Raw genomic sequence first — 15,912 nt, 5'->3', positions numbered from 1 at the left:
CCCGCGTACAGGTGCACGCGGGCCCACCCACAGGGGCCGGTCCTCCTACTGAGCGCCGCCGAAGGCGCCGGGGTGGACCTGGTCCCGCGTCGCCCCGTACTGCTGGCGCACCGCCCGCCCGACCGCCAGCTCCTCGCCCGGCTCCAGCACCTGGGCGGCGGCGCCCTGCCAGGCCGGGGGAGTGCGCGGGTCGAGGGTGCCCTGCGACACCCCGAGCGCCCACGCCGCCTGCCGGGCCGCGCCGATCGCCGCGTACTGGGCGGGCTGCGGTACGACGACCTGCGTGCCGAACAGCGCCGGAGCCATCGCCTGTACGGCGGGGAGTTCGGCGGCGGCCCCCAGCAGGAACACGCGCCGCACCTCCACCCCCCGCCCGCGCAGCACGTCCAGGGCGTCGGCCAGCGAGCAGAGCATCCCCTCGAACGCGGCCCGCGCCAGGTGCTCCGGCTTCATCGACTCACGCCGCAGCCCGCTGAGGGTGCCGGCGGTGTGCGGGAGCTGCGGGGTGCGCTCGCCTTCCAGGTACGGCAGCAGCACCAGCCCGGAGGCGCCGGGTGTGGACTTCAGCGCCAGGGCGGACAACTCCTCCAGCCCCTCCACCCCGAGCATCTCGGCCGTCCCGCGCAGCGCCCGTACGGCATTGGAGACGTGCACCACCGGCAGGTGCATCCCGGTGGCGTCGGCGAAGGAGGTGATCATCCCGCTCGGATCGGCCAGCGCCTCGTGGTGCACCGCCATCACGGACCCGGAGGCCCCCAGCGACACCACCGCGTCGCCCACCGCGACCCCGAGCCCGAAGGCCGCGGCCATCGTCTCGCCGGTCCCGGCGGAGATCAGGAGCCCCTCGGGCGTCATGCCGGCGGAGTCGGCGGGGCCGAGCACCTCGGGCAGGGCGGCCGCGTGACCCAGGGCCAACTCGACCAGATCGGGCCGGTAGGCGGCGGACCCGGCCGACCAGTAACCGGTCCCCGATGCGGCGCCCCGGTCCGTGGTCCGCCGGGCGGGCCGGCCGAGCAGCTGCCACACGAGCCAGTCGTGCGGCTGGAGCACGGCGGCGACCCGCTGCGCGTTCTCCGGCTCGGCCCGCGCGAGCCACCGCAGCTTCGCCACGGGCTGCGCGGCCTGCGGTACGGCTCCGACCGCCTCGGCCCAGGCCTGCCGTCCGCCCAGCGCGTCGACGAGATCGGCCGCGGCCACCTGGGCCCGCCGGTCGTTGCCGAGCAGCGCCGGACGGACGAGGTTGCCCTGCCGGTCCAGCGGGACGAGCCCGTGCTGCTGGGCCGAGACGCCGATGGCCTGCACGCCTTCGAGCAGCCCGCCGGAGGCCGCCTCACCGAGGGAGAGCAGCCAGGCCTGCGGATCGACCTCGAAGGCCTTGGCCTCGACCGGATGGGCGGCGTACCCCTCCCGGAGCACGCCGCCCGAATCCGTGTCGCAGACGACGATGTGAGTGAAGGCGGAAGAACTGTCCAGCCCCGCGACTATGCCCATACGCAGATTCTGCCGCACCGCGGGACGTTCCCGGTAACCGCCGCCTACCCGAGGAGCTTCCTAGGTGTTGGTGGTCCCCCAGTCGTCCTCACCGTTCTGGCTGCTGCGGTCCCGCAGCGTCCGGACGCGCTCGGCCACGGAGGCGGGCACCTTGTCCCCGACCTTGTCGCTGACCGAGTGGTACGCCTTCCCGGCGATGTCCCGGCCGCTGTGCGCGGCGCTCTCGGCGGCGTTGCGCACGGCGGGGTTCTCCGTGAACCGCCGGGCCGACTTCTTCAACTGCTCGTAACGCTCGCGCCCGGCTCGCGTGCCGAGCACGTAACCGAGGGCCACTCCGGCGATGAACGTGAGCCGGTACCGCATGGCTGCCACCCTTCCTACGCTTGGTGCGACGTGTGCAGCCCGCCTACCCGCGAGCACCCGAGATCACCCCGGGCGATACCGATTGGCGGAGCACCCCCCTGCTTGCGCTAATGTATGTGTCGCAGCGAACGCGCGCCGCTCGGCAGCCGCCAGGCAGGTACGATTCGAGGCAACGCAGCAATCCCCTGTAGCTCAATTGGCAGAGCAGCCGGCTGTTAACCGGCAGGTTACTGGTTCGAGTCCAGTCGGGGGAGCGCGATCCCCTGTAGCTCAATTGGCAGAGCATTCGGCTGTTAACCGGAGGGTTACTGGTTCGAGTCCAGTCGGGGGAGCGGAACGGAAGAGGACCCTTCGGGGTCCTCTTTCGCGTGCCCGGCCGATCCCCCTCACAGGCTTCGGACGGGCCCCGGGTCCGGTCCCCTCACGGGCTTCGGAGGGACCCCGGAGTGACTCTTTCGGGTCTCCTTGATCCCGCCTGCAACCGGGCAGCACGCAGCGCCGTCCTCAAGATCAGGCGAAGTCGACCATCCGAAGCGAGAGATCGTATGACCGGCTATGCTGCGGCAGACGGGGCGCACACTTGTACGCGCCACGCCGAAACGGGGCGGTAGCTCAGCCGGTTAGAGCAGCGGACTCATAATCCGTCGGCCGTGGGTTCGAGTCCCACCCGCCCCACCACGCAGTTGGTCCGCAGAAACGTTGTGACCAGCGACTTTGGTGCCTCGCCCGGGCTTCCTGGGTCGGGGCGCCTTCTCGTTTCCGGCCTCGTGCGTGAGCGATGCGTGAGCGGCGGTGTCCGGAGCCCCTGCCGCGCGTGCCCGAGGAACGAGCCTTGCAGCCGCCTCCGCCACCTCCTTATCGATCTCGGGCAGCAGGCTCGTGTACGTGTCCGAGGTGAGCGTGATCGTCGAGTGCCGAAGGGTCTCCTTGATGGTGTGAAGGTCCCCGCCCCCGGCATGCGTCAGCGTCGCCGCGACGTGCCGTAGGTCACGCAGACTGATCGGCGGCAGGTTGGTGGTCGCGCAGATCCGGCGGAAGGTGTCGGACACCATCTCGGGATGCAGCCAGGACCCGTCCTCCTGTGTGAACACCTTCCCTGTGTCCTGCCACGCCTGACCGAACCTCAGCCGCTCCCGGTTCTGCCGCGCCCTGTGGGCCCGTAGAACCTCGACGGTTCCGCTATCGAGGGCGATGGTGCCCGCACTGCCGTCCGTCTTCGGGGCGGACTCGTACGGCTCCCAGTTGTCCGCCACGATCTCCTTGGCCGGCGTCAGCAGCCCGGCCTCTAGGTCCACGTCGGTCCAGTCCTGCCCCACGCCCTCGCCGCGCCTCAGCCCGCGGAACGCGATCAGGTGGAAGAAGGCGTACAGCCGGTCGCCCTCGGCCGCGTCAAGGAAGATGCCGAGCTGCGCTGGCCTCCACACCATGACCGCGCTCGGCTTCACGCCCGTCTCGCGCCACCGCTCCACCCGCTCGTCGGTCCACAGCAGAGCCTTGGGCCGCTTGCCGGACTCCAGCTCCACGTGCGCGGCCGGGTTGAGGCCAGGAACTGCTGGGCGATCGCCGAGTTCAGGGCGGCCCGCAGCGTTCGCCGGATGCTCTGCCGTGTCGCGGGCCCGGTGATCTTCCGAAAAGGCTTCATCGCGTCGAGCTTCGCCCGTTCCTCGGCCAGTCGAGCCCGCTCCGCAGCCGGGGGTCTGCTGCTTCTGCCCCATTTGCAGCGGGCGGCCTGCTCGCGCCGCGCCTGGTTCTCGGCGGCGATCACCTCGTTGTCGTCCGCGATGGCGTCGAACATCTCGTGGAGATGACCGACATTGAGGCGGTCGAGGCGGACCTGCCCGATCCGCGGCTGGAGGTGCACGCGGATGTGTGAGCTGTATCCGTTGGTCGTCGTCCTGCGGGTCTTCTTGCCCGCGAGCCACATGTCCAGCCAGTCGCTCACGGCCAGGCGGGACGTGAGCTTCTGTCCGGTCACGAACCGGCGCCTCGTCTCTTCGAGGCCGGGAAGCGGTCCCTTCTCGTCGGCCACGAGCTCCAGGAGCTCTGCGATGTGCCGACGTCCCTCCTCGTCGTCCGCATCCGGCAGTGCCAGCAGCGCCCGTATCTGGTCGAGGTCGGCCTGCGCGGCGGCCTTCGTCTCGTACCCACCCCGACTGAACGACCGCCGCCGGCCGTCCTCATGCGGGGGCAGCTCCTGCCGTAGCGAGTAGCTGCCGTGACGCCGCTGCTTCAGCTTCGGGCATTTACTGCCGAGGGGTCTTCCCGTCTCGCCATCCCGGCAATGGCAGCGACGGTAGGTCGAGCCCTTCATTCGTTGTCTCCTTGCTGGCTGGTCTGCAATCTGTGACTGTTGGAAGTCGCCGCTGTCCGGCATTGACTGTCCTTGGTTTCCCTTATTATTCCCTGTCTGTCCGAATTTGTGACACTGATCTATAGCGGGGCCGCCAGCGTGGTTCCTGGCTGTCTCTGTGGTAGGTGGCTGTCGTAGAGATGTGGGGTTCTGACCTGGGCAAAGTGCCTCCCATGGCGTTGATCATAGGCAAGGAAGCGGCAAGCTCAAACCACGCTGAAACCGCTGGTCCGCTTTCCTCGCCGGGCCCTTAATGAGGCCCACTCGGTGAATCATTTTGATGCCGTCGACCGTGCGCTTCGATGCAGCATTCTTCGCTCCCCGTCGCTATCTCCGTGCGGCAGTGGAAACTTTGAATTCGGAAAAACATGGGTTACGTTTTGGCCATGATCAAAGCCGACGTTCTGATTCTTTCCCGCGTCAGGGAAAATGCGGCATCGGGTGCGGCACGCCGTACTCGGCTAGCGGCACGGCTGTCCCTCACCGAGATCGCAGCCCTCTGCGGGGTCGATCCGTCCACGGTCTGGCGGTGGGAGCAGGGCAAACGAGCTCCGCGAGGTGAGCCCGCGCTCTTGTACGCGCAGGTGCTGGGCGATCTGACAGCCCAGGTCTCAGCGGAGGCCAGTCGGTGAGCCGAGCGGCCCTCACCCGCGACGAACTGCTGGCCCTGCCACCCGTCATCGACCTTGAGACGGCAGGGCGAGCCTTCGGGCTCAAACGCAGCACGACCTACGACCTCGCCAAGCGGGGCGAACTACCGGTGAGCACCCTGCGCCTCGGCAGAGCACAGCGTGTGCTCACCGCCGAACTTCTCGAAGTCCTCGGGATCCAGCCGGACGCGACCAACAGCGCGGCTGCCGCGTAGAACCGGCCGACGGCGCGGGGTGCAAACGACCAAGCCCGCCCTGCGCCGCCGTACCGGAGCCCTTCATGACGAAGCCTAACCACACATCTTCAGTGCGCCTCCATGCCGAAGGGCGGGGACCCCAGTGACCCTCGACGCCATGGACTGGGTCTGGAACCACTCCACTTCCCAGGGCATCGCCCGGACGGTGCTGCTGGCCATTGCCGACAAGTGCACCGGCGCTGCCTGTACGGCCTACGCCGGCACGGCCATGCTTATGCAGCGCACCAACGCCTCCCGCTCAACCGTACGCAGATCCGTAGACAAGCTGATCGAGGCGGGCGAGCTCGCCATCCTTCCCGAGAGCCATGGGCCGCGCGGCGAGACGATATACCAGCTGTCCTTGGCGGTTGGGCACGTTCGAGGCCAGAACCGGGGGGCCGATTCCAGGCCCGGGTTCATTCCCGGCCCGGGCTCAAGACGAGCCCCCAGGGGGTCGGCGATGAACCCGATGGTGGGCCCAAATCGAGCCCCAGGGGGGACGGAGGTGAACCCCCAGAACACAAGAAACCATAGGCAACGCAAGGAACAGCAGCCACGCGCGAGCTCCCTCGGCCGCCTGGGCAGTGAACCCGTGCGTCAACTGGCGCTCGCACTCGAAGCCGAGGAGCTGCCGGCCCATTGGAACCTCGGAGTCGGCGAACAGCGTGACCTTGAGCGCCTCATTCAGCACCACGGCATCGCCGCCCTGGTCGAGGTCGTAGCCCGTCGAACCGCACCAGGGGATGCTCCCAAGCCGGGCCCGCTACTGGCTCCGCGCCTGGACGGACCTCAACCACCACCCAGCACAGTCCACCTCCGCCACGAATGTCGTTCCCCTCGACCGATCGACCCGCGGCGGTCACACGGCTGCGCTCATGGGCGGACTCGCCCTTCTCACCCAGGACGGAGGCGCCTGAATTGAATCTCAAGGAGGTCGCCGCGCTTCTCAACCACGCCGGAACGATTGACAGTCGCCTGCGCCGCCTGATGTCCACACAGCAGCAGGCTGCCGAGACCATCAGGTCTTGGGGCAATGCCCTCGCTGGCGTCCCTGCGACCGTTGAAACCGTCCGCTGGGACGCGGCTCGCGCCGTAGACAGCTTCTACGAGCAGCAAGGAGGTGACCGCACAGCCCAATACCGGTGTGTGGAACTGACCGACATCCTTGGCGCCTGGTCCCGCCGCCGTGCCGAGCTTCTGCACCGGCACATCGATCCGGTCCCGAACGTCGACCCCGATAACAGCGCAGCGTACCTGGCCAAGCTCCGGGCTGATCGTCAGGCAGTGGCATCGGGCAGCGCCCCGCCGACCGATCTGCCCCAGTTGACTGGCTGGCAGAGGGAGGCGGAAATCGCCGCACGAGTGGCAGCCACTGGCAGCCCGATCCCTGAACACATTCGTCGCGAGCTCGCCCCGTACAGGGTGCTCCAAGCGCGTCGTGACTCCACCGCGGCCTAGACGCGTTGGGCTGGTCGTCAGGGTCCTTGCGGCGCGCGAATTGAACGTTTCCTCTTCTGCCCATTTTCCCATCGTGGGGGACCGGTCCTTGTCCCATCTGCCCGCCCTGACGAACGACTGCTTCCGGACCGCAGGCAACCTGCGGTCCGGAAGTAGACGCCGGTCACGCATCGACTGAATCGGCAAGGGTTGCCGTAGGGGTGGCCTCTGCACCTGCTGGCTTGAAGGCCCGGCAGTGCTTCAGGCCTGTGGGCGAGCCCGCCCGACGATCGCAGCCGACGGACGCGGGTTAGGCCTCCGGTGTTCCGTCTGCCGAGTCAGGGCGAAAGCAGAGGTATGGGAAGAGGGGTGGGGGATGGACGAGGAAGCCGTGCTGCTGCCACCGTTCGAGGAGAGCGGCCACGGTGCGGCCGATGGGGAGACCGGAACTGGGAATCCCGATCGACGTAGCAACCGCGGCGGCCCTCGCCGGTCGAGACGACGCGTCGGTGGACCGCCCGCTCGCAGATCCGAAGTGTCTGTGGGCGCGCACCTCGACGAAAACAGCAACCCCCGGCGTACCGTGCCAGCGCCGTCCGCGCCTGCGGTATGGATCCCGACACCGGATGGCCGGCGTCAGCGATGGAGGGCGGCGTCCAAGTGCTCCTGCACAGGCTCGAACAGGCCGTAGGGGACGTACTGCGGGATCTCGGCATGGGTGACCCAAGCGAGTTCCGCCAGTTCCTCGGTGTCCGCGACGTGTGCATGGCCGTCGACCACCTCGCAGGCGGTGTAGGACATCAGTCGGCTGGTGGCGGGGTGAACCCGCTCGCCGAGCAGCTTCACCGCCTTCACGGTCAGGCCTGTCTCCTCCTGGGTCTCACGTACGGCGGCGTCCTCGCGGGCCTCGCCGGGCTCAACCTCGCCAGCCGGGAACTGCCAGGAGAGCTGGCCCTCGCTGACCCGGCGCCGCACCATGAGCACGCGTCCCTCGTGCACCACGATGGCCGCGGCGATGCCCGGCCGCTCGTCAGAGTTCTGCTGCGTCACGTCTGCTCCTCCAAGACAGCCAGGATGGGTGGGAAGATCGTATCGACGGGGATGAACCGGGTGAGTGAGTTTTTCGGAACCCACATGACGTCCGCGTTCTCCGCGGCGTCGGCGTTGGCGGCCTCGCCTGCCAGGTACTCGCACAGGAAGTACTCGCACAGCACGCCGGTCACAGGGTGTAGGCGACTACCCAGGTGCTGACGTACGGCGCAGTGGACCCCCGTCTCATCCAGGGTTTCCCGCACCGTGGTGGTCTCGGCCTTGCCTCCGGGCTTGATCACGCCGGCGGGGAACTGCCACGTGATGCCGGACGCATCGTCGTGTCGCCGGCACACCAGCAGGACCTGGTCGTCGCGGGTGACCACGGCAATGGCGACCCGGAGTGCCTGCGCGCCCGCCGGACTGGGCGCCGCCGCCCTGCGCTCGTTCGCGACCAGGAGGGCGAACCGCTGGCGGGCTGTCGACGGCGCCCGTTCATGCGCTGAGTCGAGGAGCTGCTGCATCTCCTTGCGCGGTACGACGGCGGCGTCGGAATGCCAGGCCGCGACGGTTCGGACGGCGATGCCGAGCTGGGCAGCGAACTGTTCGTTGGTGAGCCGGAGCGCGGACTGAAGCATGCACGCGTACCGCCCGCTCCAGAGCTCGATGACCTCCACACGCCGCCCCTTCGTCGTCGCCGCTCTCGGTGCAGGAACCCGCGTGCGCTGAAGGTGCACTCCAACTGCACTGGCGCTTCATGGTCGTGCAAGGCGCGCCCCGGAAGAATCGGAGTTACCGGGGCGGAAATCACCTGATCAACATTCCGGATCCGGGGCCCGACGGAGATGTACACAGGTGCCGGACGACCACAGGGACATTTTAGATGCGTGCTCGATCTGGATAGGGGGGACAGGAAAGTTGGCTCGATTCGATTCCTTGATCCAGTACCCGCAGAGGCCGTATCCGCCTCTGACTGCCGCAGGACACCGCCGCCCGGCCTGGCCGGTTCGCCGACGCCGGTAACCTCAGCGGGTGACGGCTGATTGCCCGTCATCTCCGGTTGCTAGCAAGGCGAAAGGGAGACAATGCCCGAGGATCAGGCACACACCGTAGAGCGCACGCTCGTCCTGCTGAAGCCCGATGCGCTGGCGCGTGGCCTGGCAGGCAGGATCATCACGCGGTTCGAGGACGCCGCGCTGAAGATCGTCGGCACCAAGATGAAGTGGATGGACGCGGAATTTACTCGCCGCCACTACTTCGACCTGGAAGAACGGCTCGGATCGGAGGTCTATAACGTCACCTCCACATTCATGCAGCAGGGGCCGGTAATCGCCCTGGTGCTGGAGGGCTACGACGCCATCGCCACGGTCCGCAAGATCGTCGGAAGTACCTACCCGAACCAGGCTCCGGCCGGCACCGTACGAGGTGACCTCTCGCACTACAGCGCCGCGGCCAGCATCGCCTCCGGCAAGGCAGTCGCGAACCTAGTGCACGCCTCCGGCAACGCGGAGGAGGCCAAGCAGGAGGTGGAGCTGTGGTTCGACAAGGACGAGCTGCAGGACTACAAGACGCTGGCCGAGATCTACACGTACTGACAGCGGACTACGGCGTCACCGGTGGGACGCCGACGCGTTGAACAGCACTGGGGTACGAACGTTTGATCTGAGAGGGCACCATGACCAACCAGACCCGCCTGGCGTCCGCCGACGAACTGGAGTCGATCTTCCAGCGCGAGCTGGTGAGTGACCGCTGGGCGGCGGCCGAGACTGCCTACGCCCTGGCAGTGCGCCACCGCGACCTGGGTGACTGGCCCGCGTCGCGTGAGTGGGTGCAGCAGTGCCTCCGTCTCCTGGAGGGTTTCCCCAGCGAGACGGAGGAGCAGGTCGCCACAAACCGCCCGTCGGTGGGTGGCGTCCATCTGCCCACGTACCTGCACTCAGGTGTGGTCCAGGCCCGCTTCGGCGACCTGGGCTGAAACGGCATAGATCTACGAGTGGTGTGGCTGGGCCCTACCCGGCCACACCACCCAGCCCCACCCCATCCTGAACGTCAATTCCACAGCGCCTGGCCAACCGGACAGGGCCCCTTTGGCAGGGTCCGGCTGGCTTCGCCATGCCTGAAACGAGGAGGCGCCACCCCGTGGCTGTCGAGATCGAGATGCGAGCCCGCTTCACCAAGGAAGCACACGCCCAGCTGGCCACCCGCCTGAAGGTGGACGGCGAGGACCTGGGTAACGACGACAAGCACATCTACTTCTACGTGCTGCCGGACCAACTGCTGAAGGTCACCGACAACACGGCCGCCGGCACCGCCAAAATCACCCTCAAGGGCAGCAAGATCGGGCAGGGTGCCGCCTTCGCGGAGACCGAGTTCGCGATCTCCCCCGCCGACGTACCGGCCGCGGTCCGCGTGTTCAACGCCCTTGGCTTCGAGATGGCCATGCACCAGGCATTCAACTTCCGCCACAACTTCCGCTTTGACGGTGTCGAGATCGCGGTCAAGTGGAGCGAGGCATGGGGCTACCACGCCGAATTCGAGCTGCTGCTCGACGACGGCGCCTCGGACGCAGCCCGAGACGAGGCGCAGGCCAGGATCACGGACGTGGCCGTGAAGCTGGGCGTCACGCTGATGTCCGAGCAGGAGCTGGCCGACTTCACCGCTGCCTTCGAGGCCGCTGAGCAGGAGCGCAAGGAGCGTGAGCAGCAGGCCGCGCCCCTCAGGTAGGAGCACGTCACCGCGGAGACCACCAAGGGGGTGGGCACAGATGAGCACGACCCCAGCAACCGCAACCCTGATCGACCAGGCTGCCCGTCGGCAGCTGCCGCTCCACCAGTACATGGATCGGGCCACCGTCGAGTGGATCGAGGAGAACCGGCCCGACTTCACCGAGTCGGCGCCGCTGGCCTTGGCCCCGGCCGCGCAGACCCTGATCGAGCAGTCGGCGTTGCCGGCCGCATGGATGGTGACACCGCGCCTGTACACCTCGATCCATGGCGTTCGCCACAGCATGCGCACCGCTGCGCTGACCGCCGTGCTCGCCGAGATTGGTGGGCTCGACGACGCCGACACCGCCACGGTGGTCGTGGCCGCGGCCGTCCACGACTGCCAGCGCCGTCACGACAAGGACGACCAGGGGCACGGCGCCCGGGCAGCCACCTGGCTCGCCGCGAACGCGGACACCGTGTGGGGCCACTTCGGCCTCGCGGCCAGCCCCCGCCGGATCGTGCAGGCGGCGACCGCCGTCCGCCTGCACGACGTCCCGTACGACGCCTTCACCGCCTACGACTGGCACGACCACTCGAAGGTGGAGTCGCTGGCGGACATCCTGAAGGCCGCCGACGCCCTCGACCGGTACCGGCTCCCGAAGGCCACCTGGTGGCCGGACGCCCGGCACGTCCGCGAGCCGGCCTTCGACCAGTACCGCGGCCTGGCCTTCGACCTGGTCCTCACCTCCGAGAAGGCCCACCTGGCAGGGGCCAGCAGTCCTGAGGCCGTCCGCTTCGCGCTGGCCGAGGCAGGGCTGGTGTGACCATGGAGTTCCTCGACACCTACCACCTGTGGGGCGATGCCCACGCCTTCTACGGCAGCGGCCTGATCCCCAGCCTCGTCGATCCCGTCGACCCGCTCACGGCCCAGGCCGCCGCATGGGACCAGCGCCTCGCGGAGGGCACCCCGAACGGCCGGCTGCTGCGCCACAACTCCCTCTTCGACGCCCTGAGCAGCGAAGGCAAGCTGCACCTCCTCCACGTCACCCACGCGCTCGAGGAGATCAACCAGGAGGGCATGCTCTACCCTTCCGGCGGCTGCCTCGTCGGAAGCATCTACTGCGCCCCGCTCACGCCCACCGAGCAGGGCTTCCGCATGCACAACCTGGCCGCGTACGTCCTGACCAGGGAGGCACCGGCCTTCCTGGCCAAGCTCGGCGTCACCGACCGCAGGCCCACCCCACTGATCATCGAGATCGACACGCCGCCGGAGTCGTACCGGGGGCTGGCCGGCATCGACTACCTCCGGCTGGGCGTCATCCATCTGCAGATCTACAGCCACCTCGAGTACCTGCTCAGCAAGAACGAGCGTCACCAGCTCCGCGAGACCGTCGTGGCCCGCGTCAAGAACTCAGCCGCCTTCCTCGCCGCCGCCGCCGCCGTGGCCTATCAGGGCACAGCCATCGCCCCGGAAGCATTCCTCCGGCAGCTCGACGAGACCATTCCCCGCCTGCCGATCCTCGGCTACCTCTACTTCGAAGCGGTGGCGGAGTACCTGATGCTCCACTCCACGTCGCGCCACACCCGCCGCCTGGCGGAACTGGGGGAGCTGAACAACTGGCTCTACAAGGAGCTGCTGTTTGCCTCCTTCCCTGCCCTGTCCGGCAAGTTCGACCTCGCGAAGTTCCGCCCCCGGCCCGACGAGTTGGCCGCGCGCCTTCGCCGTGTCGATCCCGCCATCAACCCCAAGCACGCCGCCACGTACCTCGTCGAGCGCATCAGCCACCTCGTGGCCGCGCGGCTCTTCACCCACGGCGAGATCCCTGAAGCCTGGCACCACACCCGCTGGGAGTTCGACGCCCTCGTCACCCAGCTCGGCCCGCTCCTGGGCCACCTCATCCACCGGGAGCTGCGTACCTTCGGCCGCTACCCCGACTTCTACTTCTACTTCGACCAGTACAAGGCGCTGCAAGCCTGGAACTACTGGAACCACATGGACATCGTGGCTCCGTTCAACGGCACGATGCCCAAGGGCGAGATCGGCATCAACCCGGCTTACCCCAACCTGGCCTACCGCATCTGGCGCGCCGAGCAGGACGACACCGGCCACCTCCACCCGGCTGAGGAGCTCTCCCTCACCATCGCCCCGCGCCTGGTGGACATCAAGTACACGCTGATGCGCAACAAGCAGTGGACCGCTCCGGCGCCCAGCGCCGCGTAGTCCACCACGTCACCCACAGCACCACCTCACTCAGACCCTTCATGATCAGGAGCCCTGTCATGTGCATCTCCGGCATGCCCTCGGTCGACCTCCTCGGCGAGCAGATCGCCTCTCTCCTCGACGACCCGGCCACGACTCACGGGCTCGCCCGCGGCCTCCGCGCCGCCGCCCGCGAAATCGAACTGCACCGCTACCACCACACGAGCCGGCGCGCCTGGCCCAACGGCCGTATCGACCACAAGCCCGCCAATGTCCAGATCGGTGGCGGTGCTCACCGGATCGACGGCTTCTTCAACATCGACGCTGTCCCGCCGGCCGACCTTCTCTGGGACGTCCGCGAGGGCATCCCGCTGCACGACAACACCGCCCAGACGCTGTTCTCCGAGCACTTCCTGGAGCACATCGACTACCCTCGCTCGGCCAAGCAGTACGCCGTCGAGGCCCACCGTGTTCTCGCGCCCGGTGGCCAGATCATCACGGGCGTCCCCGACGCCGCCTTTGCCCTCAGCCGCTACCCGGGCTCCCTCGACGCCTTTGCCGAGATGATCGAGCGTTGGTACGCGAAGCGGAACTGCCTCGGCGACATCAACACTCAGCTCGATCTCGTCAACCTTGTCTTCCGCGACCAAGACGATGACCCCACGTACACCCAGCACCTGTGGGCCTACGACGACGAGAAGCTCGTCCAGCTCTTCACCGAGGCGGGCTTCACCACCGTCGAGCCGTGGACCTTCGACTCCACCATGGCCAACCCGAAGCGTCGCTGGGGCAGCGTCTACGTGATCGCGACGAAGTAGCCCTTGAGAGCCGATGAGCCCCCGGGAGGCGCCCCTCCCGCCGCCCGGGGGCCGTCTCTGCCCACTATCCACGGCACACCGCACCCCACCCGGCCACGCCGCCGAGGGAGCCACCCGCATGAGCCAGCCCCTCCCAGCCGTCAGCGATCTCATGCTCGCGGCCACACCCAACGCCGTAGCCTGGCCCCGCCGCCACACGGTCGACGTCCTCCGAAGCTGGCGCTTCCCGGCCGAAGGAACCGAGGTGGCCCGTCTCCTCGTCTCGGAGCTCGCCACCAATGCCATCCGCCACGCACGCTCACCAGGCACCGCAGCCCCCGACTCGGCAGTTCCCGGCACGATCCTGCTCAGGCTCTGGCCTGCCAACGCAGGGGTAGTTCTACTCGTCGGCGACAGCGACCCCCGCCCGCCAATGCCCCGCGCGCCGAGCGACAGCGCCACCGGAGGTCGCGGACTCCTCCTCACTTCAGCTATGGCCAGCCGTTGGGGCTACTACTCCCGGCACCCGCACCCCGGGAAATTCGTGTGGGCCGAGATCCCGGCCCGGCCGGTAGGGGCCCTCGGTGAGCAGCGCAATGGCCAAGAGGAGACGAACCCGCTGCTGCTGGGGCAGGTCCTGACAGCACTTCGGGAGCTCTAGGCGCGGCGCACTGGGACGGGACCGACGGGGCCACACAGCAAGCGACAGCAGCAAGTCCATGGCTTCGGTGGCAGCGCCTCGACCGGTCCCGAACCCTATGCAGCGTGCACGGCTACGGTCAGGGGGTGAGGCGGTTCGGTCCCCGGAATAGGAACGCGGCCTCGCGGATCGAGTCCAGGCCGAGCATGACCATCAGGATCCGGCCCAGGCCGGCGCCGAGGCCGCCGTGGGGCGGGCACCCGAAGCGGAAGATGTTCATGTAGTCCTGCATCGGCTCGGTGTCCATGCTCTTCTCCTCCGCCTGCTTGAGCAGCACGTCGGAGCGGTGCTCACGCTGGGCCCCGGTGGTGATCTCCAGGCCCTTCCAGAGCAGGTCGAAGCTGAGCGTGAGGTCCGGCCGGTCCGCCGGACGCATGTGGTAGAAGGGCCGGATGCTGGCCGGGTAGTGCGTGATGAACACGAACTCGTGGCCCGTGAGCTCCTTCATGCGGGCGGCGATGGTGCGCTCACCTTCCGGGTCCAGGTCCTCCTTGACGCCTTCAGGGTCCCAGCCGTCGGCCCGCAGGATCTCCTGTGTCTCGGCCATCGTGATCCTGGGGAACGGAGTCTCCGGCACGACGCTGTCGATACCGAAGACCTTCCGGATCGCCTCACCGTGAACCTCGGCGACCTTCGCGATGGCGTGGGCGAGCATCCGCTCCTCGAACGCCATCACGTCCTCGATGTCGTCGATCCATGACAGCTCGACGTCCACGCCGGTGAACTCGGTCGCGTGGCGTGAGGTGTACGACGGCTCGGCCCGGAAGACGGGACCGATCTCGAAGACCCTGTCGATGCCGGCGGCCACGGCCATCTGCTTGTAGAACTGCGGTGACTGCGCGAGGTAGGCCGAGCGGTCGAAGTAGCCGAGCTTGAACACCTCCGCGCCGGACTCCGAGGCGGTGCCCATCAGCTTCGGCGTGTGCATCTCCGTGCAGCCGTTCTGCATGGCGTACTCGCGCAGCCCCTGCTCCAGGGTCGTCTGCGCGGCGAACACCATCTGCGCGGTGGCCCGCTTGCGTACGTCGAGGAAGCGCCAGTCGAGCCGGTGCTCGGGGCCGGTGTGCTCGTCGATCGGAAGTGGCGTCTCCGCCCGGTTCAGCACCTCGATCGTCTCGGGGACGATCTCCAGGCCACCCAGGTTGACCTGGGCCGCCTCTACGACACGACCGGTGATCCGGACGGCGGACTCGGGGGTAAGCGATTCGATGACGGCTTCGAGACGGCCGCCGTCGCGCTTGTGGGTCACCTGGGCCATGCCGGAGTGGTCGCGCAGGATGACGAACTGCATCTTGCGCTGCAGCCGGAGTGCGTTCACCCAGCCGGAGACGGTGACGGTCTGGTCGCGGTGTGCCCGTAGGTCGGAAACCAGTACGCGGCTAGTGGTGTGGATCATCGCAGCCCTCCAGGGGCGTCGTCATGATCCCTTGGAAGCGTGGGCGAGAAGGGTACTCGCGGTGCCACCACGCCTTTGCCGCCGCCAGACAGCGGCGTCCTCATTCAGTCCGATGACGGGGGCAAACCGGCGGGGCATTGGGCCCGAGGGCCTTTCCTCCCCGCGCTCGGGAGGGTCTTCACCATGGGTGCGAGTCCGCCTTCACAGCTGCCGGCGGCTCTCTCTGCTCGCGTGATCCGTGGCTACTCGTCTCCGTCGACGCGTTGGTCACGAGGATATGGACACGATCAGGCTCCTGCAACGCAATCACGGGGATGGCGGAAGACCTGACTGGATGGCGTGCATGATCACGGATCGGTCAGCGCAGGAGCACCGACGGCGGCAACGGTTCCGGTACTGCGGCCACACGCTCCTCCGCCGTCTTGCTGAGAGAGCGTCACCGCCGTGGCCCGCCCGCCGGGCATCAATGTGATCGCTATCTATGAAGTAACGGGACGAGTCGCTACGTCTTTGGAATCAAGCCCAACTGGAACTGGTACGCAACCAGGTAGTCGCGGC

General features: G+C 68.1%; 15 protein-coding genes, 3 tRNA genes and 1 pseudogene. 13 read left to right on the top strand and 6 right to left on the bottom strand.

Annotated features, from left to right (window positions below; genetic code table 11):
• Positions 1-45 precede the first annotated feature (45 nt).
• Together ACIQAK_RS03125 and ACIQAK_RS03120 are read right to left on the bottom strand one after the other, a co-directional pair.
• On the bottom strand, positions 46-1,491 hold the full coding sequence (locus ACIQAK_RS03125; RefSeq protein WP_366388048.1) for an FGGY family carbohydrate kinase: 1,446 nt from the start codon (positions 1,489-1,491) through the stop codon (positions 46-48).
• Between the two features lie 60 nt (positions 1,492-1,551).
• Positions 1,552-1,854, bottom strand: a complete 303-nt coding sequence (locus ACIQAK_RS03120) for a YtxH domain-containing protein (protein WP_366388597.1) — start codon at positions 1,852-1,854, stop codon at positions 1,552-1,554.
• A gap of 181 nt (positions 1,855-2,035) precedes the next feature.
• On the opposite strand from ACIQAK_RS03120, the gene ACIQAK_RS03115 reads away from it, so the two are divergent.
• From ACIQAK_RS03115 to ACIQAK_RS03105, 3 genes are all read left to right on the top strand, one after another.
• Positions 2,036-2,108 (top strand) — tRNA-Asn (locus tag ACIQAK_RS03115).
• A gap of 5 nt (positions 2,109-2,113) precedes the next feature.
• Positions 2,114-2,186, top strand: a tRNA-Asn gene (locus ACIQAK_RS03110).
• Positions 2,187-2,455: 269 nt separating this feature from the next.
• Positions 2,456-2,532 (top strand) — tRNA-Ile (locus ACIQAK_RS03105).
• Between the two features lie 116 nt (positions 2,533-2,648).
• On the opposite strand, the pseudogene xerC reads toward ACIQAK_RS03105, so the two are convergent.
• Positions 2,649-4,165: pseudogene (xerC, locus tag ACIQAK_RS03100) on the bottom strand (tyrosine recombinase XerC); the annotation flags it as partial.
• A 407-nt stretch (positions 4,166-4,572) separates the two neighbouring features.
• Here xerC and ACIQAK_RS03095 point away from each other — a divergent pair.
• The 3 genes from ACIQAK_RS03095 (at position 4,573) to ACIQAK_RS03085 (ending at position 6,548) form a co-directional block, all read left to right on the top strand.
• Positions 4,573-4,836, top strand: coding sequence for a helix-turn-helix domain-containing protein (locus ACIQAK_RS03095; RefSeq protein WP_401847757.1), 264 nt, complete (start codon positions 4,573-4,575; stop codon positions 4,834-4,836).
• Positions 4,833-5,069: a hypothetical protein gene (locus ACIQAK_RS03090; RefSeq protein WP_366388050.1), complete on the top strand. Its 237-nt coding sequence runs from the start codon at positions 4,833-4,835 to the stop codon at positions 5,067-5,069. Before ACIQAK_RS03095 ends, ACIQAK_RS03090 begins: the two co-directional genes overlap by 4 nt.
• Before the next feature lie 939 nt (positions 5,070-6,008).
• A complete protein-coding gene (locus ACIQAK_RS03085) occupies positions 6,009-6,548 on the top strand; it encodes a hypothetical protein (RefSeq protein ID WP_366388051.1) in 540 nt (179 codons plus the stop codon).
• A gap of 615 nt (positions 6,549-7,163) precedes the next feature.
• Here ACIQAK_RS03085 and ACIQAK_RS03080 read toward each other — a convergent pair.
• Positions 7,164-7,577: an NUDIX hydrolase gene (locus ACIQAK_RS03080; RefSeq protein WP_366388052.1), complete on the bottom strand. Its 414-nt coding sequence runs from the start codon at positions 7,575-7,577 to the stop codon at positions 7,164-7,166.
• Complete coding sequence (locus ACIQAK_RS03075; RefSeq protein WP_366388053.1) at positions 7,574-8,233, bottom strand: NUDIX hydrolase; 660 nt, start codon at positions 8,231-8,233, stop codon at positions 7,574-7,576. The genes ACIQAK_RS03080 and ACIQAK_RS03075 overlap by 4 nt, the downstream gene beginning before the upstream one ends.
• Positions 8,234-8,641: 408 nt before the next feature.
• Between ACIQAK_RS03075 and ACIQAK_RS03070 the strand changes: the two genes are divergently transcribed.
• The 7 genes from ACIQAK_RS03070 (at position 8,642) to ACIQAK_RS03040 (ending at position 13,919) form a co-directional block, all read left to right on the top strand.
• Entirely contained in the window at positions 8,642-9,151 is a 510-nt protein-coding gene (locus ACIQAK_RS03070) for a nucleoside-diphosphate kinase (protein ID WP_366388054.1), read from the top strand.
• A gap of 80 nt (positions 9,152-9,231) precedes the next feature.
• Positions 9,232-9,531 carry a hypothetical protein gene (locus tag ACIQAK_RS03065; protein ID WP_366388055.1) on the top strand — a complete coding sequence of 100 codons (300 nt, stop codon included), beginning with the start codon at positions 9,232-9,234 and terminating at the stop codon, positions 9,529-9,531.
• Between the two features lie 164 nt (positions 9,532-9,695).
• Entirely contained in the window at positions 9,696-10,280 is a 585-nt protein-coding gene (locus ACIQAK_RS03060) for a CYTH domain-containing protein (RefSeq protein ID WP_366388056.1), read from the top strand.
• A gap of 40 nt (positions 10,281-10,320) precedes the next feature.
• The gene (locus ACIQAK_RS03055; protein WP_366388057.1) at positions 10,321-11,085 is read left to right on the top strand and encodes a hypothetical protein; all 765 of its coding nucleotides are present in this window, start codon (positions 10,321-10,323) and stop codon (positions 11,083-11,085) included.
• A 2-nt stretch (positions 11,086-11,087) separates the two neighbouring features.
• A complete protein-coding gene (locus ACIQAK_RS03050; protein ID WP_366388598.1) occupies positions 11,088-12,482 on the top strand; it encodes a hypothetical protein in 1,395 nt (464 codons plus the stop codon).
• Positions 12,483-12,541: 59 nt separating this feature from the next.
• The gene (locus ACIQAK_RS03045) at positions 12,542-13,279 is read left to right on the top strand and encodes a methyltransferase domain-containing protein (RefSeq protein ID WP_366388058.1); all 738 of its coding nucleotides are present in this window, start codon (positions 12,542-12,544) and stop codon (positions 13,277-13,279) included.
• Between the two features lie 13 nt (positions 13,280-13,292).
• Entirely contained in the window at positions 13,293-13,919 is a 627-nt protein-coding gene (locus tag ACIQAK_RS03040) for an ATP-binding protein (RefSeq protein ID WP_401847756.1), read from the top strand.
• 118 nt (positions 13,920-14,037) lie between these two features.
• On the opposite strand, the gene aspS is transcribed toward ACIQAK_RS03040, so the two are convergent.
• Positions 14,038-15,354 carry an aspartate--tRNA(Asn) ligase gene (gene aspS, locus ACIQAK_RS03035; protein ID WP_366388059.1) on the bottom strand — a complete coding sequence of 439 codons (1,317 nt, stop codon included), beginning with the start codon at positions 15,352-15,354 and terminating at the stop codon, positions 14,038-14,040.
• Between the last annotated feature and the right edge of the window lie 558 nt (positions 15,355-15,912).

This window comes from Streptomyces sp. NPDC088706 (assembly GCF_044752765.1).
Lineage (GTDB): Bacteria > Actinomycetota > Actinomycetes > Streptomycetales > Streptomycetaceae > Streptomyces.
This window is presented reverse-complemented; position numbering and strand designations above follow the sequence as displayed.